This is a genomic window from Pedobacter miscanthi, from assembly GCF_003315595.1.
Lineage (GTDB): Bacteria > Bacteroidota > Bacteroidia > Sphingobacteriales > Sphingobacteriaceae > Pedobacter > Pedobacter miscanthi.
Genome location: NZ_QNQU01000011.1, coordinates 163,444 through 189,067, shown reverse-complemented (window position 1 = coordinate 189,067; position 25,624 = coordinate 163,444). Strand labels below are relative to the sequence as shown.

At 39.7% G+C, this 25,624-nt stretch carries 24 protein-coding genes; 8 read left to right on the top strand and 16 right to left on the bottom strand.

Going from position 1 to position 25,624, the window contains the following annotated elements; genetic code table 11:
* Window positions 1-371: 371 nt before the first annotated feature.
* The 3 genes from DRW42_RS14495 to DRW42_RS14485 are packed head-to-tail and all read right to left on the bottom strand — an operon-like array spanning window position 372 to window position 4,029.
* Window positions 372-2,024 carry a sodium:solute symporter gene (locus tag DRW42_RS14495; RefSeq protein ID WP_113949538.1) on the bottom strand — a complete coding sequence of 551 codons (1,653 nt, stop codon included), beginning with the start codon at window positions 2,022-2,024 and terminating at the stop codon, window positions 372-374.
* A 16-nt stretch (window positions 2,025-2,040) separates the two neighbouring features.
* The gene (locus DRW42_RS14490) at window positions 2,041-3,258 is read right to left on the bottom strand and encodes an enolase C-terminal domain-like protein (protein WP_113949537.1); all 1,218 of its coding nucleotides are present in this window, start codon (window positions 3,256-3,258) and stop codon (window positions 2,041-2,043) included.
* Window positions 3,259-3,264: 6 nt separating this feature from the next.
* Window positions 3,265-4,029, bottom strand: coding sequence for an SDR family NAD(P)-dependent oxidoreductase (locus tag DRW42_RS14485; protein WP_113949536.1), 765 nt, complete (start codon window positions 4,027-4,029; stop codon window positions 3,265-3,267).
* Between the two features lie 172 nt (window positions 4,030-4,201).
* On the opposite strand from DRW42_RS14485, the gene DRW42_RS14480 reads away from it, so the two are divergent.
* The gene (locus DRW42_RS14480) at window positions 4,202-5,080 is read left to right on the top strand and encodes an AraC family transcriptional regulator (RefSeq protein WP_113949535.1); all 879 of its coding nucleotides are present in this window, start codon (window positions 4,202-4,204) and stop codon (window positions 5,078-5,080) included.
* A 443-nt stretch (window positions 5,081-5,523) separates the two neighbouring features.
* Here DRW42_RS14480 and DRW42_RS14475 read toward each other — a convergent pair whose 3' ends face one another.
* Together DRW42_RS14475 and pruA are read right to left on the bottom strand one after the other, a co-directional pair.
* On the bottom strand, window positions 5,524-7,029 hold the full coding sequence (locus DRW42_RS14475) for a sulfatase family protein (protein WP_113949534.1): 1,506 nt from the start codon (window positions 7,027-7,029) through the stop codon (window positions 5,524-5,526).
* A gap of 72 nt (window positions 7,030-7,101) precedes the next feature.
* A complete protein-coding gene (pruA, locus tag DRW42_RS14470) occupies window positions 7,102-8,736 on the bottom strand; it encodes an L-glutamate gamma-semialdehyde dehydrogenase (RefSeq protein WP_113949533.1) in 1,635 nt (544 codons plus the stop codon).
* A 731-nt stretch (window positions 8,737-9,467) separates the two neighbouring features.
* On the opposite strand from pruA, the gene DRW42_RS28810 reads away from it, so the two are divergent.
* Window positions 9,468-9,623, top strand: coding sequence for a hypothetical protein (locus DRW42_RS28810; RefSeq protein ID WP_158544353.1), 156 nt, complete (start codon window positions 9,468-9,470; stop codon window positions 9,621-9,623).
* 191 nt (window positions 9,624-9,814) lie between these two features.
* Entirely contained in the window at window positions 9,815-10,273 is a 459-nt protein-coding gene (locus tag DRW42_RS29510; RefSeq protein ID WP_113949532.1) for a CPBP family intramembrane glutamic endopeptidase, read from the top strand.
* Between the two features lie 56 nt (window positions 10,274-10,329).
* On the opposite strand, the gene DRW42_RS14460 is transcribed toward DRW42_RS29510, so the two are convergent.
* The 8 genes from DRW42_RS14460 to DRW42_RS14425 form a co-directional block, all read right to left on the bottom strand.
* Complete coding sequence (locus DRW42_RS14460) at window positions 10,330-10,803, bottom strand: 4'-phosphopantetheinyl transferase family protein (protein ID WP_113949531.1); 474 nt, start codon at window positions 10,801-10,803, stop codon at window positions 10,330-10,332.
* A complete protein-coding gene (locus DRW42_RS14455) occupies window positions 10,790-11,053 on the bottom strand; it encodes an acyl carrier protein (protein ID WP_113949530.1) in 264 nt (87 codons plus the stop codon). Before DRW42_RS14455 ends, DRW42_RS14460 begins: the two co-directional genes overlap by 14 nt.
* Window positions 11,050-12,324, bottom strand: a complete 1,275-nt coding sequence (locus tag DRW42_RS14450; protein WP_113949529.1) for a beta-ketoacyl-[acyl-carrier-protein] synthase family protein — start codon at window positions 12,322-12,324, stop codon at window positions 11,050-11,052. The genes DRW42_RS14455 and DRW42_RS14450 overlap by 4 nt, the downstream gene beginning before the upstream one ends.
* The gene (locus DRW42_RS14445) at window positions 12,317-12,757 is read right to left on the bottom strand and encodes a 3-hydroxyacyl-ACP dehydratase FabZ family protein (RefSeq protein WP_113949528.1); all 441 of its coding nucleotides are present in this window, start codon (window positions 12,755-12,757) and stop codon (window positions 12,317-12,319) included. The genes DRW42_RS14450 and DRW42_RS14445 overlap by 8 nt, the downstream gene beginning before the upstream one ends.
* Window positions 12,758-12,854: 97 nt before the next feature.
* Window positions 12,855-13,907 (bottom strand): type III polyketide synthase, encoded by a 1,053-nt coding sequence (locus DRW42_RS14440; RefSeq protein ID WP_113949527.1) that lies wholly within the window; start codon window positions 13,905-13,907, stop codon window positions 12,855-12,857.
* Entirely contained in the window at window positions 13,904-14,617 is a 714-nt protein-coding gene (locus DRW42_RS14435) for a methyltransferase domain-containing protein (RefSeq protein ID WP_113949526.1), read from the bottom strand. Before DRW42_RS14435 ends, DRW42_RS14440 begins: the two co-directional genes overlap by 4 nt.
* Complete coding sequence (locus DRW42_RS14430; protein WP_113949525.1) at window positions 14,618-15,748, bottom strand: NAD(P)/FAD-dependent oxidoreductase; 1,131 nt, start codon at window positions 15,746-15,748, stop codon at window positions 14,618-14,620.
* A gap of 415 nt (window positions 15,749-16,163) precedes the next feature.
* A complete protein-coding gene (locus DRW42_RS14425) occupies window positions 16,164-17,303 on the bottom strand; it encodes a sterol desaturase family protein (RefSeq protein ID WP_113949524.1) in 1,140 nt (379 codons plus the stop codon).
* 502 nt (window positions 17,304-17,805) lie between these two features.
* Here DRW42_RS14425 and lpxK point away from each other — a divergent pair.
* Genes lpxK through DRW42_RS14410 form a run of 3 tightly spaced genes read left to right on the top strand, consistent with a single transcriptional unit; the run spans window position 17,806 to window position 21,662 of the window.
* A complete protein-coding gene (gene lpxK / locus DRW42_RS14420; RefSeq protein ID WP_113949523.1) occupies window positions 17,806-18,867 on the top strand; it encodes a tetraacyldisaccharide 4'-kinase in 1,062 nt (353 codons plus the stop codon).
* On the top strand, window positions 18,839-19,654 hold the full coding sequence (locus DRW42_RS14415; protein WP_113949522.1) for a purine-nucleoside phosphorylase: 816 nt from the start codon (window positions 18,839-18,841) through the stop codon (window positions 19,652-19,654). The genes lpxK and DRW42_RS14415 overlap by 29 nt, the downstream gene beginning before the upstream one ends.
* Before the next feature lies 1 nt (window position 19,655).
* Window positions 19,656-21,662, top strand: coding sequence for a putative porin (locus tag DRW42_RS14410; protein WP_244215284.1), 2,007 nt, complete (start codon window positions 19,656-19,658; stop codon window positions 21,660-21,662).
* Between the two features lie 193 nt (window positions 21,663-21,855).
* Here the strand turns inward: DRW42_RS14410 and DRW42_RS14405 are convergent, their stop codons facing one another.
* Window positions 21,856-22,587, bottom strand: coding sequence for a porin family protein (locus DRW42_RS14405; protein WP_113949521.1), 732 nt, complete (start codon window positions 22,585-22,587; stop codon window positions 21,856-21,858).
* A 284-nt stretch (window positions 22,588-22,871) separates the two neighbouring features.
* Window positions 22,872-24,053, bottom strand: coding sequence for an asparagine synthetase B (locus DRW42_RS14400; protein WP_113949520.1), 1,182 nt, complete (start codon window positions 24,051-24,053; stop codon window positions 22,872-22,874).
* 233 nt (window positions 24,054-24,286) lie between these two features.
* On the opposite strand from DRW42_RS14400, the gene DRW42_RS14395 reads away from it, so the two are divergent.
* The gene (locus DRW42_RS14395; RefSeq protein WP_057932098.1) at window positions 24,287-24,748 is read left to right on the top strand and encodes a peptidylprolyl isomerase; all 462 of its coding nucleotides are present in this window, start codon (window positions 24,287-24,289) and stop codon (window positions 24,746-24,748) included.
* Window positions 24,749-24,888: 140 nt separating this feature from the next.
* The gene (locus DRW42_RS14390) at window positions 24,889-25,431 is read left to right on the top strand and encodes a DUF5606 family protein (protein WP_113949519.1); all 543 of its coding nucleotides are present in this window, start codon (window positions 24,889-24,891) and stop codon (window positions 25,429-25,431) included.
* 60 nt (window positions 25,432-25,491) lie between these two features.
* On the opposite strand, the gene DRW42_RS29395 is transcribed toward DRW42_RS14390, so the two are convergent.
* The gene (locus tag DRW42_RS29395; protein WP_279634137.1) at window positions 25,492-25,620 is read right to left on the bottom strand and encodes a hypothetical protein; all 129 of its coding nucleotides are present in this window, start codon (window positions 25,618-25,620) and stop codon (window positions 25,492-25,494) included.
* Between the last annotated feature and the right edge of the window lie 4 nt (window positions 25,621-25,624).

Here is a 25,624-nt window from a genome sequence, read left to right as displayed (position 1 = left end):
GAACATCGGTGATGAACACCGGGTTTATAATTAGCTGATACTCCTAACAGGGATCGGGTAGGGCGTATCGGTTTTTATATTTTAAACAGAAGAAAAATAACTTTACTTATGCTATTCAAAAGTTAGTACACTATAATAGATTGATTTACGTATGCGTCTTAACTAAGTTATAGATTAAAACAGGCAATAAATTCTTTAATATTTGCAAATAACTACGTTATATTGGCATTTTATTATTAGTGTAGGATAAATTATCCTTTTTCAGGCATCTTTTACCCATTGATCGGGGGTTATTGTTATTGTGACATTAAACATCTGGTTCGTTAAATGATTAATGCCAAAATGGATAAACATGCCATCACCACTTTTAATCAGCGGAATTTCCAATACAGCACAGCCATTAATAAAAGTAGTAAAGCCGACAAGGTTTTGTAATTGCCGATACCGCTCCAGCCTTTGCTTTGTAAAGGTTCCCAAACCGATTTCCAGTACAAAACCTCGCTTTGAGCAGTATGTTTTACAGGATAAATATATGAAAACACAATCTGGGTAAGCACGCACAGGCAGAATAGATAAAATGCCATCATCATGAAGGGGATTTTACCTATAAAGGTTTCATTACCGTATATTTTATTCACCATAAATACTGCTACGCCTAGAATAGAGCCGATCAATAGCGTATACTGTGCACCTTTGGCCGATGCTTTTTTCCAGAAAACGCCTAATAAAAATACGCAGGTAATGGGCGGAGCAATGTGTGCAATGACATCGTTTATGCCTTCGAACAAACTTTGATAACTGTTTAATAAAGGTAAAAGTGCAATTGACAATATAAGTGCTATACCTGCCGACCACCGGCCTACTATAACCAGTTGTTTATCGGTAGTTTCGGGCTTAAAGCGTTTATAGAGGTCGTAACTGCTTAAAGTGGCAATGGAGTTTAATGCACCCGCAATCTGGCTCATTAATCCGGATAGTAGTGCCGCGACTAAAATGCCTACCAAGCCTTTGGGTAAAAGCTGGGTAATCATTAAGGTGTAAATCCCTTTGGTATTGAGTATACTTTCGCCATTAGCGCCGATATGTTGCAGGGAACTTAAATCCATCGAACCCGATTTATATAATGCATAAGCGAAAAGACCGGGCAAAACAAAAATAAATACCGGAAGGATTTTAATAAAACCACAGAACAAAACACCAACCCGTGCATGATTTTCATTTTTGGCACCTAATACGCGCTGTACAATGGTTTGATCGGCACACCAGTACCAGATGCCAAGTATCGGATAACCCAAAAACACCGCAACCCAGCTCATGCCGCTCGGGTCGCCAATTGGCCGCAACATGCTGATCTTATCCATCGTATTTTCTTTTTCCAGTACAGCTGCCATCTGTTCCCATCCGCCAATTTTGTTCCAGGCAAATACGGTGATGATGATGGCACCTGTAATTAATACGAGGCTCTGTATGGTTTCGGTAACTACTACTGCTTTTAAGCCACCAATAATGGTGTATAGACCTGTTAAGGCTGCAATTACGATAATACTGGTGTACATGTTGATGCCAAATAAAGTTTCGAGTACAATGCCACCAGCCAAAAATGAAAAAGCAATATGGATAATAATGGCCGATAATATGGAAATAAAGGCAAGCCAATCTCTGCAGACACGGTTATAGCGGCGTTCCAGAAAATCAGGTAGAGTAGAGATGCCCGAGCGGATATAAAAAGGAATAAACAGCAAGGCTAAGAGGATAAGCGTAAAAGCAGCCATCCATTCGAAATTGCCATTTAACAGCCCACTGTCGAATCCGCTCTGCGCCAGACTTACCAAGTGCAGGCAGGAGATATTGGTGGCAAACAGCGCCAAACCGATCATGGGCCATTTTAAGCTTTTTCCTGCTAAAAAATATTCGCCACTGGTGGTTTCCGCATTCTTTTTCTTTCTTGTACCCGTCCACAGGCCTATAGTTACAATGAATAAAACGTAGGCGATGGTAATTACAATATCAATGGTGCTGATCATATCCGGCTTCTTTAATCTACTTTAAATCACAACTGCTGCCAGTTTCCTGCGGGGTGATGTACACGCCGTTCTCAATTTTGATCGGGTTTACAAAGTGCTGTTTTAAATGGGGGATATGTTCTAAAAACAAAGCTTCGTGCCCCATGGCAATATGGTTAAACAAGACCAGGTGTTGGTGTAACTGGCCCATGTCGCCCACATGTGGCACTACCGGAACGCCAAATTTTTTACACATTAAACTGATGGTCATAAACTCGCTTACGCCGCCCACGCGTACGGCATCAACTTGTGCAAAACTGGTACAGCCCGTTTGCAGGTAGTTTTTAAAAATAATGCGGTTGGGCACATGTTCGCCCAAAGCCAGTTTTACAGGTGTAATGGCCTTTGCCAGGCTTTGATGCGCCAGTACATCATCGGGATGTGTGGGTTCTTCTACCCAATAAGGGTTCATCTGTTTTAATTCCTTACAGATAGAAATGGCCTGTGGCAATGTCCACTGCTGGTTGGCATCGAGCATCACTTTTGAAGTTTCTCCTGCTACTTCCCGCACAATATTTGCCCTGCGGATATCGCGTTTTGGATCGGTTGAACCCACCTTTAATTTCATGGCAGTAAAACCGTTGTCGATTGCCTTTTTGCAGTTTTCGCGTACTTTTTCGTCGTCGTAGTTAAACCAGCCCACAGAAGTATCGTAACCGGAATAACCCTTTTCTAAAATCCCTGTCCTTGATTTTTTTGAAGCCACCTGACTTTGCAGCATTTCAATGGCTTCTTCACGGGTGAGTACATCTTCCAGGTAGGATAAATCGAGGGTATTTACAATTTCTTCGGGACTTAAATCAATCAGTAATTTCCAGAGGGGAACACCACGTTTTTTTGCCCAAAGATCGAAACAGGCATTGGTTACCGAAGCCAAGCCTAGGTGAACCACTCCTTTATGCGGTCCCAGCCACCTAAATTGCTGCTCGTTCGACAGTTTTTTAAAGGTTTGTCCGAAATTCCCCATCAGTTCTTCAACTTCAATTCCTTTTAAGGTATCGGCATAAAATTTAGCGGCATTACAAACCAGGTCGTTGCCTGCGCCAAGCGTAAAAGCCAGCCCCGTTCCGGTTTTGCCGTTTTCGGTTAACTGTGTTACGGCATAAGAATATTGTGGATCTTTATGGATGGCATCACTTCCGGCACCGGTTGCCAGGTCAAATCTTTTATCCTGAATCTGTATTTTATCGATCATGTTTTACTATATTAATGTTCTGTAACCTAGTTCTGCGCCACCGCTTACGGGTAAAATTGTTCCGGTAATGAAACGGGCTGCATTGCTCAAAAGAAATACACAGGAATCGGCAATTACATCGCCTTCGGGCATATTACCCAAGGGCTGTAGTTTATTGAGGTAAGTTTCGATTTCGTTCTGGTTAGGCTGTTCTTCGCTCCAGGCCTTTAAGGTTGGTGTATTTACTGCTGCGGGCGATACTGCATTTACCCTGATTTTGAATGGCGCATAATCTAATGCCATGGCTTTGGTAAGGGCATTTATTGCTCCTTTGGTAGCTACATAAACGGCATGGTTATCCTGCCCGATGCTGCCCACCATCGAGCTGGTATTTAAAATGCAGCCCTCCGATTTTTTTAAATGTGCTATTCCGTAACGGGTGGTATACAGGATACTTTTTAAATTTACATCCATTAATAAATCCCATTCTGTATTGCTGGTTTCATCCAATGTTTTTGATGGATGTGCAATTGCCGCATTATTGTGGATGGCATCTATCTGGCCATATTTTTTAATAATGCTATTAAAAGCTGCTGCAACAGCTGTTTCGTTGGTTAAATTGCAGATTAAAACTAAATTTTCGGTAAGGGTAAGCGCGTCCAGTTTTTCATCTGGTAAGGGGTTTTTATCAATAATGCATACGGTTGCGCCTGCTCTTACATAAGCTTTTGCACATTCCCAGCCTATGCCATCGCCACCACCAGTGACAACCACAATCTTATTTTTGAGCATGCCTGTGTTTTTAATATTTGGTTATGAGTAGCTAATTTATAGACGAAAAATGGCAATCACTAAAATGAGATTTGCTATTGCTGATGTTATATTAGCTTAATTTTGTATATTGAATAATAATTTCGGTAATATTGATTGCTTTCGCGATTAAATAAATAATAAAAATGTGGATATGAAGCCCGTTTTTGCAAAAATATTAGATGGAAAAACAAACGACATTTACAGTCTAAAAGTTGTTGATGCGCCTTATTTTTCGACCGAATTCCATTTTCACGAAGAATGCCAGCTCACTTATACTTTAGAGAGTGAAGGGCGGCGCATGGTAGGTGATAGCATTGAAAATTTTGGTTCTGATGAACTCATTTTTATAGGTTCTAATTTGCCACATGTATGGCATAACAGCAATCAATATTTTAAAGCTGCCGATTCGCAGCCACATGCCCGTTCGGTTTCGATTTTTATACATCCTGATAAAATCCTCGATGTCTTTAGGGAACCGGATAATATCCAGCGGATCAAAAACTTTTTTCAACTGGCCAAAAGGGGAATGAAATTCGGTAATGAATTGAAGACTCAATTAAAGGAACTGATGTTAAAAGTGGCATCGCAAACAGAAGAAATCGGACGACTGATTGCTGTGCTCGAAATTTTAAATCTACTGTGTTCTGCAAAAGACTATGAACTTTTAACCAGCCCTGGTTACACCAATAATTACCAGTTGAAAGATAATGACAGAATGGACAAAATTTTAAAATATGTTTTCGACAACTTTAATCAGGAAATTTTGCTCAGTACCGCAGCTGAAATGACGAATATGAATAAACAGGCTTTCTGCCGTTATTTTAAAAAACGGACTCAAAAAACATTTGTGGCTTTTGTAAATGAAGTAAGGATTGGCCACGCCTGTAAATTAATGGCACAAAGCGACCAGCAGATCAGCGAACTGGCTTATTCGTGCGGTTTTAATAACCTTTCTAATTTTAATAAATTTTTTAAGCTGGCTAAAGGAGTTACGCCGAAGGAGTATAAGAAGATGTTGGTGGTTGGGTAAGGAGATTTATTATAAGTGATCGTCATTTCGACCGGAGTGTAACGTAGTGGAGAAATCTATCTCGAAAAATCTTCCTTACAACTGTCAATCCTGAGCGGAGTTGAAGGATCTTTGTAGTTATTACTCCAATTCTTATTTTTTAATCTTCTTTTTCCCCATCAGCACAGTCTTGCCTCGGCTCACCGCCGCCGAAGGGCTCTTTCTTTATCCTTGATGATAAAGAAACAAACAATCAAGGCTAAGATATGATGTCGGATAAATTCGTCAAAGCTTTTTACATCGTCAGCACAAGCCCCCGATGAAAGATCGGGGAGGGCGTGCTGCCTCTGGACAGTGCGGGGGGAAGAGATATTACCAAAGCTTTAACGTTTTCTCCTTCCATCATATCCTAGGCCTGGTTGCAGGGTGCAGATGGATTATGCGCGGGAATGATGATCCAGAGATTACTTCGATCTCGCTTCCTCTACACTTAATAAAGCTTCCAGTTCTTTTACCTTCTCAGGGTATTTTAATGCCAGGTTATTTTTTTCACCAAGATCCTCACTTAAATTGTACAATTGAGCGCCTGGCAGGTTGCCGCTATCGGTATGGGTGAGTTTATAATAAGCTTCTCCTTTTGATGGCCGGATGTATTTCCAGTTGTCCTTTACGATGGCCAGTTGATTACTCTGTTCGATAAAAAAGTCTCTTCCTTTTGCATCTTTCCCGGTTAAGGCATTCCACATATTTTTACTGTCTATCGCATTTTTGCTTTCAACGTTAAAGAAACTGGCAAATGAAGCTAAAAAATCAATCTGTGAAACCAAAGCATCAGAAACACCCGGTTTAATCTTTGCCGGCCACGAAATGATAAAGGGTTCGCGGGTGCCCCCTTCTAAAATGCTATACTTTCCGCCACGCAATGGTCCGGACGGTGTATGGCCATTTAACTTTTCAGCACCCTGGTCTTCGTAACCATCCATAATCACCGGACCGTTATCGCTGCTAAAAATAATCATCGTATTTTTATCCAGACCCAGGTATTTCAATTGTTTCGTGATTTCGCCAACAGCCCAGTCGAGTTGTAAAATTACGTCGCCTCGGTAACCGAGTTCGCTTTTACCTTTAAACATAGTGGCTGGTAAACGTGGTACATGTGGCTCTGTTAAGGCATAGTAAAGAAAAAATGGTTGCTCCTTATTGTCTTCGATAAAGTTTTTGGCTTTGGTTAAAAAAGTGAAGGGCAATTCCTCGTCAGTCCAACGCGCCAGTTTGCCGCCCTGCATATAACCAATGCGGCCAACACCGTTTACAATCGTCATGTTATGACCATGATTTGCTTCTGCCGGCATTTTCAACAGTTCGGGATGTTCTTTTCCTGTCGGATCTGTTCCTATCGGATTCTTATAATCAACCTTTATCGGATCATTGGGATCTAAACCTACCACGAGTTGATTTTCCATAAAAACCGTTGGAACCCTATCGGCAGTAGCCGGAAAAATGAACGAATAATCAAACCCAACTTCTTTTGGTCCGGGTTTTACCTCTTTATTCCAGTCTTTTTCTACCGCAGTACCCAAACCTAAATGCCATTTGCCAACCAACCCTGTTTTGTAACCAGCTTGCTGGAAAACTGAAGGAAGGGAACTATTATCGGTTGGTACAATTAATGCCGCATCGCCAGGTAAAATCCCCGTACCTTTTTTACGCCAGGCATATCTTCCAGTCATTAACGAATAACGCGAAGGGGTACAGGTAGAAGCCGTAGCGTGGCCATTGGTAAACTTTATTCCGTTTTTGGCCAATGCATCGATATTTGGGGTTTTTATCTTTGTGGCACCATAACAGCTCAGGTCGCCATAACCTAAATCATCTGCATAGATGATGATAACGTTGGGCTTCTTTTGGGCAGATGCGTAAAAGTTAAAACTTGCTAAAAAAAAAAAGGAAAGTAAAAATCTGTGGCTCATGGTTAGAAAAGGTCTTCGGTTAGGCATAAAAAAGGCCAAACAATAATTGCCTGGCCTTTAATATGGTAAATATTAATCTTCTGCTAAGAAAGGATAACGGTAATCAGTTGGCGATTCGAAAACCTCTTTAATGGTACGTGGAGAAACCCAACGCAATAAATTGATCATCGATCCGGCTTTATCATTAGTACCCGAACCTCTTGCACCACCAAATGGCTGCTGACCTACAACGGCACCAGTACATTTATCGTTGATGTAGAAGTTACCTGCCGAATTACGCAATGCATGACTTGCTTTTTCAATTGCATACCTGTCTTGCGCAATTAAAGCACCAGTTAAAGCATAAGGAGAAGTGGTATCGATTAATTCTAAAACCTGATCAAAATCTTTATCCGCATAAACATAAACGGTTAAAACCGGACCGAATAATTCTTCGCTCATGGTGGTATATTTCGGATCATCAACCACTAAAATAGTCGGTTCGATGAAATAACCTTTAGATTTATCATAGTTACCACCGGCAATAATTTCTACACCCTGATCCTGTTTTGCCTGATCGATGTATTTAGCCAATTTATCAAAAGAACGCTCATCGATAACGGCATTGATAAAATTGCTGAAATCTTCAGTTCCACCCATTTTAAAAGTGGCAAGATCGGCTAACATCTGTTCTTTAATTTCAGGCCAAAGGCTTTCTGCAATGTACACACGACTTGCTGCAGAACATTTCTGTCCCTGGTATTCGAATGCACCGCGAACAATTGCTGTACTGGCTACTTTTGTTTGTGCAGACGGGTGAACAAGGATAAAATCTTTACCACCGGTTTCGCCCACGATGCGTGGATATGATTTGTATTTGTGGATGTTTGTTCCGATTGTTTTCCAGATTTCCTGGAATACTTTGGTTGATCCTGTAAAGTGGATACCTGCAAAATCAGGGTGGTTAAATATAACATCGCCCGTTTCAGGACCATCGGCATAAACCAGATTGATTACGCCATCAGGTACACCCGCTTCGCGGAAAATTTCCATTAAAAGGTTGGCTGCATAAACCTGTGTATCTGCTGGTTTCCATACCACAACGTTACCCATCATTGCTGCAGATGCAGGCAAGTTAGCGGCAATTGCCGTAAAGTTGAAAGGGGTAAGGGCGAACACAAAACCTTCTAACGGGCGCTGTTCTACACGGTTCCAGCTTCCACGAGGCGAAACAGGAGGTTGTTGCTTGTAAATATCGGCCATGTAGCTTACGTTAAAACGTAAGAAATCGATTAGTTCGCAAGCGGCGTCAATTTCTGCCTGATAAGCATTTTTGCTTTGCCCCAACATAGTGGCAGCGTTTAATTTATAACGGTATTTACCGGCAATCAAATCTGCAGCTTTTAAGAAAATCGCAGCGCGGTGTTCCCAAGCCAGGTTTTCCCAGTCTTGTTTTGCAGCTAATGCAGCCTCAATGGCTTGTGTAATATGTGTTTTATCGCCAATGCTGAATTGGGCTAAAATATGTTGGTGATCGTGTGGAGGAACAACTTTACCTTTTTTGGCTGTATGAACTTGCTTACCGCCAATATACATCGGAATATCCTGTTGCTGAGCGCGGGCTTCTGCAAGTGCTTCTTTTAAAAGTGCACGTTCTTTACTGCCTGGGCCATAATTTAATATAGGTTCGTTTACCGGAGTGGGTACGTTAAAAAATCCTTTAAGCATATTTTATTTTTTATGATTTGCGCAAAGATAAGGCTTTTTGAGCTAGGCAATTCTATAATTCTATAAAGAAAATAGGGCAAACGTTTGTGTGTGCAATTGAGTTGCGAAGCGGATAATTTTAAGGAAGTTATGGTTAAAATGCAGTTGATTTGGGGTTTGATTCCACAGATTACTTATCCTTTAGCTTATTTTGCCACGGAAAGCACGGATTTACACAGAATAGCCATGCAGATCGTCATCTCGACCGTAGTGGAGAGATCTATCTCGGGAAAGACCTTTTAATATGTTATTTTTAAATCTAAGTTAAAAGACTTTAAAGTTGTTACATTCATATTTCCCACAGAATTCGCAGAAAAATGACGCTGCTTTTTAGCAAATAATTAAAAGTAGCAATACCTTCGCCTAACTCCTAACGCCTAACGCCTAACGCCTAACGCCTAACGCCTAACGCCTAACGCCTAACGCCTAACGCCTAACGCCTAACGCCTAACGCTTTGCTCTCTGCCCTTTGCTCAACATATCAGCTTCTGCTTCATTACATCCAGAAAATCCTTCCGGTAAGTTTCACCAATGAGTATCTCTGCTGAAATTCCTTTTAGTATGATACGGTTTCCGTCTATTGAGGTAATTTTATTACCTGGTACCGTAATCCCGAAATTTTGATTTTGGATGAAGCTACTCCTTCATTGGACACGGCTTCTGAGCAATATGTATAACGCACGATAGGGTTATTGCAGGCACAAAAGAAAACAATTATCATCATCGCCCACCGCTTGCCTGCGATTAGAAAAGCCGATAAAATCATTTTACTGAATAAAGGAAAGGTAGTAGAAGAAGGAAGCCATGCCGAAATGATTGTTGCAAACGGGCATTATGCCAATTTATAGAAACAGCAGTTTGGAGATGATGATCTGCTCGATTTAGTAAAACCCTTATCAATATTGGTAAATGGCAATATGATGACCAAATAAATTAAACCTGCTCACAAAATAACATCACTATCACTTAAGAACAGTATCTTCAAATAAAAAAGTCGTATAATATTTTAATACGGCTTTTTTATATTGGCCTTAACCTTATGAATTTGTTTACCAGGAAAAGTATAAAATTTTACATTGTATTCTTATCATGCCTGTTGCTGAAAATATTTTTCAGTTATTTATTCAGCTATATTTCTATACTTTTTTCAATTGATGCTAAAAATTCTAATCCATTCGAAAACGAGGATAAAAAATTTATTTTTTTAACCGTAGTATTCATCGTGCCTTTTTTAGAAACACTTGTTTTCCAATATGTACCGTATCATGCGCTCCGGTTAATTAAAGTTCATAATTCCTTGTTTAGGTTATTGATACCGACACTTATTTTTGGGTTAAGCCACTATTATAGCTGGATGTATATTGTTGTGATGTGCTTTATGGGGAGTATTTTAAATTATTTCTATCTGTATTGTGTAGACAACAGAAAGAGTGCTTTCATGTGGGTGGCTATACTTCATTCGGTATATAATCTTTATCAATTAATTTTTATGCAATAATTACTTGTTGCCATGGTTCGTGCCTAAACTGTCGTGGTTCGTGTCTCCACGAATCACTATGATAGTTGCAATGCTTCATACACCAAAGCCAAATACCTTCCATGATGACTTACACAACCCGGATTGGTACTTTTGTAATCGAAAAGATGATTCGGTGATTCGTAAATAGCAATCTTAATTTTCTCCAGTTGATGGCAATTTGAAGAAGCGATAGTATGTACAAATGCAGTTTGTAAACTGCTTTTTGTGAAATAGGTATCGCCGTCAATATTTACCTCGCCATAAGTGTTAGGGTGAATAGTGCAATTTAGACTTTTTGGCGCAAAATCACGGATACCGGTTTTACGGTTATGGATTTTATAGGCCGATTCTTTCATACTCCAAAGTAACCACACCATCATATCGGGATTTTCTGCATCAGAAATGAGTAATTGTTCTTCGGTTGTAAAAATCTTATCCAGGTAGTTTTTACGCCGCCAGTTGCTCTGGGTTTTGGCCAGCTCTAAATCAACAATATCATTGCCCAGCACGCGCTTCCAGTTTTGCTGCTATGATATCTGTTGTGGCTTTTACGTTGAGCATTTTTGCCATCGAATCATTGTCTATTTCAATGTTAAATTTTTCTTCAATATCCAGGATAATATCAACCAGGTTGGCTGAATTTATTTTTAAATCATTAATAAAATCAGTGTTTTCATCGATATGTGCCAAAGCTGAGGTTTCTTCGCTGTAGGGTTGTACGATGGTTTTTAGGGCATCGATAATCTGTTCTTTATTCATGAGGTATATTTTTTAAAGATAACGCAGGCGTTAATGTCGCCAAATCCGAAACTGGCTTTCGCTAATATATTAATTGGTTGCTGGATTAAGGTTTGAGGAATGCTTTTTTCAGGAATTAAAGTCTTAATTTCTACACTTAAATCTTCACAGTTAATATTCGGAAAAATAAACCCTTCAGAAAGTTCGAGTATGGAAGCCACACATTCTATACTTCCCGAAGCAGCAATACAATGGCCGATCATTCCTTTCAACGAATTGATGTAAGGAAAACGTTCGGCAGGTAGTTGTAGCGCTTCTTTCCAGTTTGCTATTTCGAGTGCATCTTTGGTGGTAGCGGTAAGGTGGCCATTAATCACATCTATTTCTGAAGCTTTTATTCCTGCATTTTGTAAGGCTGCTTTTATACAACGTTGTACGGCAACAGGGTTTGGCGCAGTCATGGTTCCCAATCCCCGCTGTCCGCCTGAATTAATATTTCCACCCAGTACCTCTCCATAAATTTTCGCTTCTCTGGCGAGGGCACTTTCCAGCGATTCTAACACCAGTGCTCCGGCACCACTTCCCGGTACAAAACCACTAGCGGTTTCACTCATCGGCCTGCTTCCTTTTTCTGGTTCGTGGTTATGTTTAAAAGTACATACTTTCATGGCATCAAAACCTCCCCATATATAAGGACCACTATCACTGGTGCTACCGGCGAGCATTTTGGTTGCCTGACCAGTTTTAATCCTTTCGTAGGCCAATAAAATACTTTCGGCACCGGTTGCACAGGCTGATGAATTGGTGCTCACCTGATTACCCAGGCCGAGCTTGCCGCTGATAAAAGCGCTCACACCACTGGCCATGGTTTGTATCACTACCGAGCTTCCAAGTTTTCTGATTTCGAGATCATCAATTTTATTGATGGCCCACCTGAATTTATCGATTCCAGAGGTGCCGGCGCCGAAAATGGTTCCGCTGTTCCAATCTGGCTCATCGTTGTTTTCAATGGTTAAACCAGCATCTTTCCAGGCGTCTAAACCTGCAATCACACCGTAAACAATGCCCGAGCTGTTTAAATTGCGAAGTTCGAGCGGGGTAAAATACTGGCTGACCCGTTCTTCGCTCAATTCGGGTTTACCGGCAATCTGACAGGAGAAATTTAAAGCTTCAAGGTCAGGCTGATGACGGATACCCGAAATCCCATTTTTAATTGCTTCGGAAAATTCAGCGAGGGTAGTGCCATTGGGTGCACATACGCCTAAACCTGTAATTACAACCCGGTTATCCATTTTCTTTTGAAATTAACATGCCCGAAATATTTCCTTTGCACACTAGCTCACCAGCCATATTTACCATTTTAACTTTGCAGCTTAATTTGTTAAACCTGAAATAGATTTTCTCACTTGTTACCGTTACTTTTTCGTCTGGATAAACCGGTTTTAAAAAGTCGATCGCGTTTGAGGTCATAGCAACTGATACATCCTGATCAATATCTTTAACAAGGTAAATCCCCAAACATACCAGGCCAATCTGAGCCATAGTTTCAGCAAGGATTACCGCAGGTGTAACCGGATGATTTTTGAAATGCCCTTCATAAAAAAAGAGGTTTTCAATATAAGTAAATGTTCCTTTAGCGCCGTTTTCGTCAACATGCAGTAATTCATCAACAAATAGAAATGATTTGCCGTAAGGAAGTTTAGCTAATATTTCGTGTTTTGTCATGAATGATTAAATTATTGAATATAGAATAATTGAATGAAAGAATGAGTGAAGGATTGAATGATAGAGAGGTGAATTATAAAATGATTGAAATGTATTTTTACCATTGCAATAATATTCTTTGCGCCGAAAAACCAGGGCCAAAGCTCATCATCAGTCCCTTTTCTCCTTTTGCCGGTTTTTTATCCATCATACGTTCTAAAACATAGAGTACGGTTGCACTGCTCATATTGCCATATAACTTTAAAACGGCTTTGGTATCATCTATGTTTTTGCCCAGTTCGCTAAATAATTCTTCTACAATCTGGATAATCTTTTTCCCACCGGGATGAAAAATCAAATGGTCTATATCTTTAATTTCGAGTTCATTTTTTGCCAGAAAAGGATGGATAATATCCGGGAAATGACTTGCAATGGTTTCGGGTACGGCAATATCCAACACCATTTGCAAACCGGTGTTAGTGAGTTGAAAACCCATCATTTCTTCTGCATCGTAAAAATGGTACATTTCTTCGGCCACAATTTCTGGCCCGCTGTCTTCTTCGGCCGAACTTAGCAGTACACAAGCAGCACCATCACCAAATATGGCTGCACTTACAATGTTGGCCATAGAAAAATCGTTGAGCTGGAAAGTTGCTGTGGGCGATTCTACGGCTACAACTGCAGCACGTTTGCCCGGATTCGCTTTCAGAAAGTTTTTGGCGTAAATCATACCCGATACCCCGGCTGCACAGCCCATTTCGGTTACGGGTAAACGAACCACATCCTGACGCAGTTTCAATAAATTGATCAGATAGGCATCCAAAGAGGGGATCATAATCCCGGTGCAGCTTACCGTAATGATATAATCAAGATCCTGCGCCTGCCAGCCCGCTTTTTCGAGTGCTGAGCTTAAACATTTAGCACCTAATTTTATGCTTTCACGAACATAAATATTGTTCCGTTCTTCAAAGCTTAAATCGCTGAAAACTTCTTCGGGCGACATGATGGAATAACGTTTATCAACTGCTGCACCTTCGAAAATCTTTTTCACCTTTCGGATAAACCGCTCATCCTGATCTTTTAACCAAATATCCAGAAATGGTAAAATATCTTCGGTTGATCGCCAGAATTCGGGCAAAGCCTTGCTCACTGCTTTTACGGTTACGCTCATATTGTTTTAATTATCCATTGGTAGCGGAAAGCCCATTTCCATTTAACCGAACTCGATTTAAGCTTTAATTGTTTGCTATATTTAATCAGATCTGCTTTTTTAAATCCACGCAGAATGGATACCAATCCGTCCTCGCGCGACATATCATTTAAACGGAATACGTAACATATCGCCTTAAACAGACGATAGGCCAGGGCACTCCTATGCAGATCGTTAATTACAATGCCCAGTTTCGCCGATCTTTTAAAATTTTCCATCAGCTTAATAATTTCTTCATCCTTAAAATGATGCAGTGTTAAAGTACAGAGCATAATATCGCAGGGATCATTTTTACCTATATCGTCAAAAATATCGCTGCAATAGTAAGTGATATTGGGATAATTTTCGGATAAACTTTTAGCATGATCGATGGTAAAACCATTGGCATCAATTCCTTTTAATACAAAATTTAAACCTTTGGTTTTGGCATAATCGGCCAAAGTGCGCAGCATATCGCCGTTTCCACAGCCAATATCAGTAATACGTATCAATTCGCCCTTTGGTTTGCTGCGGATCAAGCTTTTAATACCATTTAATGTAACTTTATTACCACCAAGCAGTTGGTTAATGCGGGCAATTTTATCCAGCGCATCGCGTAATATTTCGCCTTCCATGGCAAAATCATCCATAATTTCGGGGGCGGTGCTTCTATATGTGGTGTCTACAGCCATTTATTGTGGGATGGTGATGGGTTTTCCATGGGTTTGTTTAATAATTGTGTTGAGCAGGAAAGGCATTTTACCTAATGCATTCATCGCAAAATTTTCGAGTGTATTGTTTTTTAGCAAGGCAGATAAAAACCTGCCCATTTTTAAACGGGTTTTAAATTCGCGGTTCCATGCCATGGTATAATTTTGCTCCAATGCCGGTCTTGAATTGATTGTACCTTCGAGAGTTTGTTGCAGCAATGTTGAAACAATTTTTGCGCTATGGATGGCCATAGCCATTCCGTTTCCACAGAGGGGATGAATGAGACCGGCGGTATCACCAATCATTAATATGTGGTTATAAACCGGTTCTTTTGCCTCAAACGAAATCTGACTGATGGTTAAGGGTGCTTCGAACAAACTTTCTGCATTTTCAAATATAGTTTTCAGGTGAATGTTTTTATAGAGAATATTTTCCTGGTAAGTCAGGATATTTTTGTGCTTTTTAAAGCTTTCGTAATTGGCCAGGTAACAGATGTTTAACCGATCGTTTTCTACTTTGGAAACGCCGCAGTAACCTCCTTCGAAATTATGTAAACTCACAATGTTGTTAGGGAAAACGGACTTGTAATGTGCCTTTACGGCCAGATAAGGCGATTGTTTATTGATAAATTTTCGTTTCAGTTTTACATCAATGGCCGATCTTTTTCCATAGGCTCCGATCACGTAACGCGAAACAAAATGGCTTGTTGCTGTTTCGACTGTGAACTGATCATCTGCAAAATTTACCTGTACTACACGATCATGCACCACTTTTACATTTCTTTTGAGGAGTTCAGTATAGAGGTAATTGTCAATAGTATAACGGCTTAACCCGAAACCACCGAGGGGTAATTTGCTTTGTATGCTTTTACCCGAAAGGGAAGTAAAAAGCAGATCGCTGATTAAAGCAGGGGCAAGGCTTTCGATGTCAAGACCGAGCCATTTAAAATAAGGCAAAACTTCGTTCGAAATGTATTCGCCGCAAACTTTATGATGGGGATAGGTATCTTTCTCGATCAGTATTACATCTATTCCCAGCTTATTCAGGTGAAGCGCAGCAGTTAAGCCTGCCAATCCACCACCAATAATTAAAATTTCTGTTTCGGAATGCATACGATGAGATGGAACGCTAATATAACATTTAAAATGTCTGTTTGTTCCATGTGCGTATCTTTAACTCGCTTGCTTTCGTTTCCAAACGAATGCAGAAATAGTTTTACGATCCATCGTTAGCAACAATGAATAATTCAGCGCGCGTTAAAAGTGAGCCTTTGCAAAGAAAAAAGTTGATTATTTCTTCTACCAGGTTCAAGCCTTTTAATAGCAGCTGTGTCAGTTGTAATTAAACGGGATTGAAGCGATATCCTTTTGTTTTCCTTCAAAAACAAAAGATTTAGCGGAAAGCCCGGCTAACATTAACCTTGGCTGCTGCCATTGCTTTCCTAATGATTAGGATGTATAATCGCTTTACGATTACATCGTTTAAAACGATGAGTTATTCAACGCTCGTTAGAAACGAGCGTTAGCACTACCTGTCGCTCCGTTCTTCCATATTTAAATCGGTATCGAAGGGGCTTTTGGTAAAAGGATAAATAGATTGTTTAATAAAACCTTTCGGATAGGCCGCTTCATGCACACCTGTTCCGGCCGGCCACTCTTTTCCGGGTAGATAATAAGTGCCAAATATCATATCGATAAAAGGGAATATCGAGGCAAAATTATGCCCGTAATATTTCGGGTCTTCACAATGGTGCCAGTGGTGATACTGTGGTGTGGTGAAAATATATTTCAGCGGTCCGAAATTGATGCGGGTATTGGCATGGATCAATACAGCGTGTATTGCGATGAAAATAATGTATACATTAAAAACCGTCGACGAGAAACCCAGAACATAAAGCGGGATAAACGTCATGGCACGGGTAAAAAAGATGTCGATAAAATGCGTACGGCTTCCGGCCAGCCAATCCATATTCTGGGTAGAGTGGTGTATCGAATGGAAACGCCATAAAGCTACACGGGTATGAAAAAAACGGTGCGCCCAGTATTGAAACAAATCAGTACTAAAAAATGCCAGAAACAAGGCGACTATAAAAGGTAAACCCTGCACCCAGGCATGTACTTTATCCAAACCCATCCAGCCGAAAAACAATACGGCCGGCTTTTGGGTAATAATGCCAAAGAACTGTATAAAAAGGTGACTGATTACAAAATACGTTAAATCCGTACGCCATTCTTCGTGAAATTTGGTCTGTTCATTGTTTTTTGGAAAGAATAACTCCAGCGGAACAAATATGGCAACCATTAAAAGCAGGTCCAAAATCATCCAATCCAGGCCAAAATGCCAGCTCGATTTTGCCACATCCCTTCCTTCAACACTTAATGCACCCAATATTACCGCCAAAGCGCCCAGTGCAAAGCCTGGCCATGCCCATTTAATTTTTTTACTAAGGATTAAACTTAATAAAGAGAAAAAGAAACAGGTAATTACACCACCAAGCATTAAAGCTTCCATACTTTCTTTGGTGTATATTTCGCGAAATTCGGGTGTGGTCAGTTTTTCAGGATAATGAAAACAAAGGATCCCTAAAAGTGCCAGTACGGCTAAGAAAATAGAAATATAACCACTGATCTGGCCCTGGCCAACAACTAATCTTTTACTAGGAGACATTAAATTATGTTTTGATAGATAACAATGATAACAAAAAATCTTAAAATATTAATTTATTAGTTGATTTGTTCACTTGCCATTAGTTCATTGGTGAGCATGATGCAAAAAACTTTTCAGTGTAAATCAGTGCATCCGTGGCTAAATTGTTCATTTGTCATTCGTTCGTTGGTAATTGCCAAATGTTAACTGAAAACTGAATATTGGTTAATCGGTTGACTGTAGCGATTACTCCCAGCTCCGAACACCCATCCCCAAACTTATTCATATTTCACTTGTCATTGGTTTATTGGTCAATGGTTCATAGTTGATGGTTAATTAGCGATTGGTCTATTGAACATTGATTATTGGTAATTGAATGTTCGACTTAGGACTTCAGACTGCCGACTTCGGACTAAATTTACTTCCTGATGAAAACCATTTCCTTCGCTCAGCGGTTGATTAATGAGGCTTGCTTACTCAATGCCTTTCTTTTTTAAATAATCAGTATTTTTGAAACCACGATATGTTACTAAACTACCTGCGTCTTTTACTGCTCCCTTTTTCATTGATTTACGGAATGGCCATTGTGCTCCGCAAAAAGCTTTACGATTGGGGGCTTATGCAATCTGTAAAGTTCGATCTGCCGGTAATCTGCGTAGGTAATCTTGCCGTTGGCGGATCGGGCAAAACACCGACTACCGAATACCTGGTTAGGCTGTTGGCCGGTTATAAAATTGCGATTTTAAGCAGGGGTTATGGTCGGAAAACAAAAGGTTTTATCCTTGCTGATGCCAGCTCGACTGCCGAAACCATAGGCGACGAACCATTACAGTATTACCAGAAATTTAACAACGTAACGGTTGCAGTATGCGAAGACCGGGCAAAAGGAATTAATCAGTTAAAAGAAAACCACGATTTAATTATTCTCGATGATGCCTTTCAGCACCGCGCTGTACAGGCAGGTTTTAATATCCTGTTGTTCGAATTTAGAAAATTGGGCACTTTACAGTTTTTATTACCAGCCGGTAATCTACGCGACGTTTTTTCTTCAAGAAAAAGAGCCGATGTATTATTAGTTACCAAATCACCCGTTCCATTGTTGCACGTAGCACAACAGGCCTCCGTAAACGAACTACAACCCAATGCCTCTCAGCCAGTACTTCATTCCTATTTAAAATATGGCAATCTTGTCCATCTGTTTAACAAAGAAAGCCTTACACTCGAATCGATAAAAGATTTTGAGATTTTTCTCTTAACCGGAATTGCCAACCCCGAACCACTGATAGAAGAACTCCAAAAATATTCCAAAACAATCAGACACGAAGATTTTCCCGATCATTATGCTTTTAAACACGCCGATATCAGTAAATTTAAAAATGCTTTTTTGGCCGGGATTAAAAAAGAAAAAATCATCATCACAACAGAAAAGGATAGCAAGCGTTTAAGAGCTACCGGATTTGAAGATTTACTGGTAGATTTACCTGTATATTATTTACCTATAGAGGTTGAATTATTTGAAGAAGATAAGATTACCTTTGACGAACTCATTTTAAATTATGTTAAGAGCAATAGAAGAAACCGTTGAGTATATAAAACGTAAAACAGAGAACTTTAAGCCAGAAATAGGCATTATTTTAGGTACAGGTTTGGGAGGCCTGGTAAAAGAAATCGAAGTTGAGCATCAGTTGATGTATTCTAATATTCCGAATTTTCCCATTTCCACTTTAGAATTTCATAGCGGTAAACTTATTTTTGGTACACTAAACGGAAAAAAAATAGTTGCCATGCAGGGCCGCCTGCATTATTACGAAGGTTACAGCATGCAACAGATTACCTTCCCGGTGAGGGTAATGAAAGGCCTGGGCATTGAAAACCTGATCGTATCCAATGCAGCAGGTTCCTTAAACCCCGAATTTAAAAAGGGCGATTTAATGATTATCGAAGATCATATTAATTTACAGCCCGATAACCCTTTACGTGGTTTAATCGAAAGTGAGTTAGGCCCGCGTTTCCCAGATATGAGCCAGCCTTATCAACGCGATATCATTGCAAAAGCTTTTGAAATTGCCAAAGATGTTGATATTAAATGCCATAAAGGAGTTTATGTAGCCGTTTCGGGTCCGAATTTAGAAACCAAGGCCGAATATAAATATTTACGATTAATCGGTGCCGATGCAGTTGGCATGAGTACCGTACCTGAAGTAATTGTAGCGAACCATGCAGGTTTGCCGGTTTTTGCCATTTCGGTACTTACTGATGAAGGTTTTCCTGAAGATTTGCAACCCTTTAATTTAGACGAAATTTTGGCTGCGGCAGCCAAAGCTGAGCCAAAGATGACAGAAATTTTAACCCGCTTAATTTCTGGTTTATAAGATGCGTAAAATCGTTCAAATCTGTTTTTTAATCTTTATGCTTGCCGGCATCGGTAAAGTATATGCACAGGATTTAAAAACAAGTGTGGGTACAAACAAAGAGCTCGATTCGGTGAGGAAGAAACTGGATGGAGGGAAAGACTCTGTAGTTTTTACGGCGAAGTATATCCGTTATACCAAAATTGGGCTTAGTAAGGATAGTATTGTATTATTGCCTCTGGATACCTCTACCGTTAATATCCAGAACTACAGTCCGCTGTTGCAGCCCATGCACCCTACCATCAGCAATGGTAATATGGGCCTGTCAGCAAGGCCTTTATTATACGAGCCGAGTAAACGGATCGGTTTTGATGTAGGCTTCCATTCGTTAGATTATTATGCGCTCACTCCTGAAGATATCATTTACTACCAGGCGCGCACGCCTTTTTCCAGTTTGTATTTTGTTAGTGCCGGACAAAAGGAACAACTTTTTAGGGCCCTGCACACGCAAAACATTAAAAAAAACTGGAATGTTGGTATAAATTTTAATCGTGGGGACTCTAAGGGCTTTTATGCAAGGCAGCGTGGCGATAATTTAAATGTTGCCGTATTCTCCTGGTATCAATCACCGAGCAAACGTTATAATATGTGGGCATCTGCCATTTTCAATACCATGCGGGCTTATGAAAATGGTTCGGTTGTGGCAAAAAACATATTCGATCCGGGCTACAACGCCATTAGCAGAGATGCAGAGGCGATAAACCTTTCGGATGCCCGGAATATGTATAAAAAAAACATTCTGTTTTTAAAACAGACCTATTATGTAGGCCGGATAGATACTTCAGCCAATGCAGCCAATGCTGTTTTGCCAACCAATAAAATTACCTATACAGTTGAGTACAATAACGAAAGCTACGATTTTTTAAAAATTGGTACCGACCCTAACAATGTATTACCTCCGGGAATCAACAGTACTACTTTTACAAACGATTCGACTCATGTACAGCACCTTAAAAATGAATTTATATATAGTTTCTTTTTAAGACCTAAAAGTTCATCACTTATTAAAAATGAATTAAAGGTTGATGCCGGGATCAGGCATGATTATTACAAACACGAATTTTTAGGAATTAAGCAGGACGGAACCAATTACGAACAGAGCCGTTTCGCCTATCAGAATATCACCATTTTGGGCGCTGCAGGTTACCGGTTTTCATCCAATATTGATTTTAACTTAAATGTTGAACAGATATTGCAGGGCGAAAATGCAGGCGATTACCTGTATGAGGCCAAAAGTAAAATCCTGTTGAGCAAAACAATTGGAAGGATTGAGCTGGGAGCTTATGTACAAAACCAGAGTCCGGCTACTATTTTTAACTATTACCATGGTAACCATTACCAATGGTCTGATAACGATTTTAAAAATACCAAAATTGCCAATTTATCTTTTAATTATATCAACGATAAATATGCCTTTACTGCAGGTGCCAATTATTTTTTAACCAGTAACTATCTTTATTTTGCCGCCGATCATTCAAATGGTACCACAGCAATTTTACCTAAACAAGAAACTGCCGATATCAGCCTAATCAGGATAGATGTTTCTAAAAAGTGGAAGTTTGGCAGGTTTGCGATGGAAAACTATGTGGCTTATCAAAAAACAGATAAAAATGCCATTTTAAGAACACCTGAATTTTATACCTACAATAGTATTTATTTTAACAATACCTTTTTTAAGGTGCTAAAAGCAAATATTGGCTTTGATGTAAGGTATAATACCACTTATGCCAATTACCTTTATTCGCCTGCAACAGCACAGTTTTACATCGATGAAACCAATCCGGTAACATTTGATTCTAAACCGATTGTAGATGTTTTCTTTAAAGCGAATTTAAGGCGGGCAAACATATTTGTAAAATACGACTTTATCAATCAGGGTTTATTCCAAAGAGGCTATTATACCGTAAACCGGTACCCGATGCAGGATGCGCTTCTGAAATTTGGTGTAACCTGGAATTTTTACGATTAATTAAAACCGTCATCTCGACCGAAACGCAGTGGAGCGGAGAGATCTATCTCGAGACAGATTTCCCGACTACGTTGCACTCCGTTCGAAATGACGTATCGCAAGGATGACCTAAATCTCAATCAATCCAAAGTTTATTCCATAAAAAAACCTCCCGATTTTACATCGGGAGGTTTTTTGTTTTTAAGCTATTCTCTTAAAAAGAATAACCAACTGTAAAACCTAACACGCGGTTAGTTGCTTTATTCGCATTTGCCTGTCTGTCTTTAGGTGTTAAATCAGTTAAACCTAAACCATAGTTAGCACCAACCAAAAAGCCAGAAGAAGTACGGTAAGCTAAACCAAAGTTTGCACCGAAATCTGTACTACCCTGATCTTTGTCGTTCGCGCTACCAAAACTCAAATCTCTATCATTACTTGCGGTAGTGGTTACGCTGGTGTTATTGCCGCTATTGGCAACAGTTGTAGTAGTAGTTCCTTTATTTTTACCAGAAATGTTAAAACCTACATATGGACCCGCACTAATCTGTACCGCACCAGTATTACCCGTAGGGATGTTAAAAACCGCGTTGATCGGCACCTCAATAGCCATTACATTGGTTTTAAATGAAGTTGTTGTTGTGGTGGTAAGGTTACCGGTTGTTCTAACATCTGTACCTTCAAATTTAACACCCTTATTTTGCAATGAAACTCCCGGTTGGATAAAGAAGTTATTAGCCACACCAAAATCACCAAATGCAGTAACATTATAACCTACATTGTTTTTTGCATTGTCGTTGTAAGCATCAGCATTATCACCACTTACATGAATTTTAGCCAGGTTAACACCCGCTTTAATACCAAAACGTGAAGTTGTACCGGTAGTAGTTTGAGCGAAAGCACCTGTTGCCAATAAAATAACCGAAGCGCTTAATAGTAACTTTTTCATAATATTTTTCTTTTAGAATAATCTTGTTAAAAATAACAGGCTCTACCTGTTGTTAATTACTGGGCTTATTTCCAAAAGCTGTGCCAAAGTATCAAGTCTGTTACATTTTGTGGGCTAAGGTATTGGTTTACAGGGTGTTTTTTGTGGTGTTTTGATCGCATTTCAAAAGCAATTAATAAAGCTGATAACAGCAATTTACTGTATACATAACAGGAATTTAAGGTGAATTGCTCAGGTTTTTGAACCTAAAACCGATAATGCCAAAAAAGCTGATCTTATGAAATCTATGTTTTTTGAGGTTTCTTTTTTGCTGCGGGGAACAGCACATTATTTAATATTAAGCGGTATCCTGGCGAGTTGGGGTGCAGGTTTAAATCTGTTGGTGGATCGCCAACCGCATGCTGGTAATCTTCCGGATCGTGACCACCGTAAAAAGTAAACTGGCCTTTGCCAATTTCACCATGTAAATACCTTACCTCTGCAGCGCCTTTATTTTCGCCCAAAACGGTTACACTTGTTTTTACCAGGCTTTTTCTGAAAGCGGTAGTTTGTCCCATAAAACCTTTAATTACCTTATCATGGTCTTGTGTAAGCATTGTAGGCACCAGATCCCATTTTGCAGAAAAATCGAATAAAGTAAAATAATCGTTCGTTTGGTTTAAAGTTCGGGTTTGTGTAGCGTCTATGTCCGAGAACTCGTAATTCATCGGATTGTTATCCAGTTTAAAATTCTGAAAGGCCAATGTTTTGTTAAAATCCAGTTTGGATTGCGCATTCGGGTCGGCTGGATCGCCATCGAACATCTGCGCACAGATATCTACACCTTCAGCTGCAAGTGCAATATCAAAACTATCGGTTCCCGAACACATGGCAAACAGAAAGCCACCACCCGCACAATATTCTTTAATGTGTTTGGCCACAGCAAGTTTCATTTCAGATACTTTTTTATAACCCATACGTTTGGCCAGGCTTTCCTGGTTTTTAACATCTTCCTGGTACCAGGTTGCATACCTGAAATTGGCCCAGAAACGCCCGTATTGACCAGTAAAATCCTCATGATGCAGGTGTAGCCAGTCGTATTTGCTTAATTTATCCTGTAAAATATCGTCATCATAAATTACATCATAAGGAATTTCTGCATAAGTAAGCACCAGGGTAACGGCATCATCCCATGGTAATTTGCTTTTAGGAGAGTAAACGGCGATTTTTGGTGTTTTCTCCAGTTTTACCATTTCCATGTTTACCGATGGATCGCTGATTTCATTTAACAGGCTCACTACTTTTCCATCGGCCATCACCTCGTATGATACACCTCGGATCTTTAATTCATCCTCAACAGTTTTGTTGTATTTGATTAAAAAGCTTCCGCCACGGTAATTCAAAAGCCAGTCAACTTCCAGCTGTTTGCTGATCGTCCAATAGGCAATTCCATAAGCTTTCAGGTGATTTTTTTGGTCTTCATCCATGTAAATTAACAGTGATGAAGCCCTGAGCCCTAAAGAGCAAAGCAGGCAAATGAGCAGGATATAATATTTCTTTATCAAATCGGTATGCTTAAAACACTAAAATACCGCATTTAAACTGGATAGAAAAATTTAATGATGTTATAAGTTATACAATTTTGTTATTTTTGCCCTCTACCAAAAAAAATGAAAAATTTTTTAGGGAGTTAAAATTTAAAATTAGTACCGATATTGATATGAGTAAAGCAATAATAAAAACAGAAAAAGGCGAAATGACCGTAGAATTCTACGAAAACGATGCGCCAAAAGCCGTTGCAAACTTTAAAAAATTAGCTAAAGAAGGCTTTTATGATGGTGTAACTTTTCACCGTGTAATTCCTAACTTTATGGTTCAGGGTGGATGCCCGAATTCAAAAGATCCGGCTAAGGCACATTTAGCAGGTACTGGTGGCCCGGGTTATAAAATCGATTGCGAGCTTGACGGAGAAAACCAATATCACGACCGTGGTGTATTATCAATGGCGCATGCCGGCCGTAATACTGGTGGTTCGCAGTTTTTTATCTGCCACAGCAGAACAAATACTGCACATTTAGACCGTAACCATACCTGTTTTGGTAAAGTTGTAGAGAATGTAGATCTTGTAGACGATATCCGCCAGGGCGATAAAATTTTAAACATTGAAGTTTTAGAAGATTAGGCTCGATGCGTTTAACGATAAGCGTTTAAGGCGCTAATTGCTCATATTGAGATTTTAAAACATTAGAAATACGTTATGCGTTTGGCGGTAGGCAATTTATTTCGCTAAACCCCAACCGCTAACCGCTAAACACACATAATATGAATTTAAGAGGAATTGTTGCCGTATCCGGCAGACCAGGTTTGTTTAAACTGGTTGGACAAAATAAAGTAGGTTACATTTTAGAAGGCTTAGATGCCCAAAAAACTAAAATTGTAGCTAACATTACCAATACAAAATTAGCTTCGCTGGAAGATATTACGGTATATGGTGAAGATGAAGAAATTAAACTGGCTGATATTTTCGCTAAAATTTCTGATAAAGGATCTACTCCGGATCTAAAAGGCGATTTGCGTGCGTATTTCCTTGAAGTAGCACCAAATCACGATCAGGAGAAAGTTTATGCTTCGGATATGAAGAAAATCATTACCTGGTATAACCTGTTAAAAGATCTTCCGTTATTTACCGAAGAAACTCCGGAAACACCGGGTACAGCAGCAGAGGTTAAATTATCAGAAGAAAAAGCAGCAGCAGATAAGAAAACTAAAGCTGGCGGTGCAAAGGCATCTGCTAGTGCTAAAGCGACGACAAAAACTTCGGCTCCGGCTAAAAAAGCAAGCATGACGAGTAAAAAAGGCGTTTAAGCTTTATTTACTTCCTAAAAATAGAACACCAGGCCATTCGTCTGGTGTTTTTTTATGTTTTTAATCGAAGAAATACCATAGCAAAGCAACAATTACCAACGAAACAATTATGCTGATCCATAAGTATTTATTGTTGCCGTTCTGGTCGCTTTTGTATCTGTATTCCCTTTTATATTTATCGAGTATCATAGTT

Excerpts from the sequence above, each read along its gene's own strand:
- DRW42_RS14495 (WP_113949538.1), bottom strand. The coding sequence starts at position 2,024 with ATGATCAGCACCATTGATATTGTAATTACCATCGCCTACGTTTTATTC.
- DRW42_RS14490 (WP_113949537.1), bottom strand. The coding sequence starts at position 3,258 with ATGATCGATAAAATACAGATTCAGGATAAAAGATTTGACCTGGCAACC.
- DRW42_RS14485 (WP_113949536.1), bottom strand. The coding sequence starts at position 4,029 with ATGCTCAAAAATAAGATTGTGGTTGTCACTGGTGGTGGCGATGGCATA.
- DRW42_RS14480 (WP_113949535.1), top strand. The coding sequence starts at position 4,202 with ATGAAGCCCGTTTTTGCAAAAATATTAGATGGAAAAACAAACGACATT.
- DRW42_RS14475 (WP_113949534.1), bottom strand. The coding sequence starts at position 7,029 with ATGAGCCACAGATTTTTACTTTCCTTTTTTTTTTTAGCAAGTTTTAAC.
- pruA (WP_113949533.1), bottom strand. The coding sequence starts at position 8,736 with ATGCTTAAAGGATTTTTTAACGTACCCACTCCGGTAAACGAACCTATA.
- DRW42_RS29510 (WP_113949532.1), top strand. The coding sequence starts at position 9,815 with ATGAATTTGTTTACCAGGAAAAGTATAAAATTTTACATTGTATTCTTA.
- DRW42_RS14455 (WP_113949530.1), bottom strand. The coding sequence starts at position 11,053 with ATGAATAAAGAACAGATTATCGATGCCCTAAAAACCATCGTACAACCC.
- DRW42_RS14450 (WP_113949529.1), bottom strand. The coding sequence starts at position 12,324 with ATGGATAACCGGGTTGTAATTACAGGTTTAGGCGTATGTGCACCCAAT.
- DRW42_RS14445 (WP_113949528.1), bottom strand. The coding sequence starts at position 12,757 with ATGACAAAACACGAAATATTAGCTAAACTTCCTTACGGCAAATCATTT.
- DRW42_RS14440 (WP_113949527.1), bottom strand. The coding sequence starts at position 13,907 with ATGAGCGTAACCGTAAAAGCAGTGAGCAAGGCTTTGCCCGAATTCTGG.
- DRW42_RS14435 (WP_113949526.1), bottom strand. The coding sequence starts at position 14,617 with ATGGCTGTAGACACCACATATAGAAGCACCGCCCCCGAAATTATGGAT.
- DRW42_RS14430 (WP_113949525.1), bottom strand. The coding sequence starts at position 15,748 with ATGCATTCCGAAACAGAAATTTTAATTATTGGTGGTGGATTGGCAGGC.
- DRW42_RS14425 (WP_113949524.1), bottom strand. The coding sequence starts at position 17,303 with ATGTCTCCTAGTAAAAGATTAGTTGTTGGCCAGGGCCAGATCAGTGGT.
- lpxK (WP_113949523.1), top strand. The coding sequence starts at position 17,806 with ATGTTACTAAACTACCTGCGTCTTTTACTGCTCCCTTTTTCATTGATT.
- DRW42_RS14415 (WP_113949522.1), top strand. The coding sequence starts at position 18,839 with ATGTTAAGAGCAATAGAAGAAACCGTTGAGTATATAAAACGTAAAACA.
- DRW42_RS14410 (WP_244215284.1), top strand. The coding sequence starts at position 19,656 with ATGCGTAAAATCGTTCAAATCTGTTTTTTAATCTTTATGCTTGCCGGC.
- DRW42_RS14405 (WP_113949521.1), bottom strand. The coding sequence starts at position 22,587 with ATGAAAAAGTTACTATTAAGCGCTTCGGTTATTTTATTGGCAACAGGT.
- DRW42_RS14400 (WP_113949520.1), bottom strand. The coding sequence starts at position 24,053 with ATGGATGAAGACCAAAAAAATCACCTGAAAGCTTATGGAATTGCCTAT.
- DRW42_RS14395 (WP_057932098.1), top strand. The coding sequence starts at position 24,287 with ATGAGTAAAGCAATAATAAAAACAGAAAAAGGCGAAATGACCGTAGAA.
- DRW42_RS14390 (WP_113949519.1), top strand. The coding sequence starts at position 24,889 with ATGAATTTAAGAGGAATTGTTGCCGTATCCGGCAGACCAGGTTTGTTT.
- DRW42_RS29395 (WP_279634137.1), bottom strand. The coding sequence starts at position 25,620 with ATGATACTCGATAAATATAAAAGGGAATACAGATACAAAAGCGACCAG.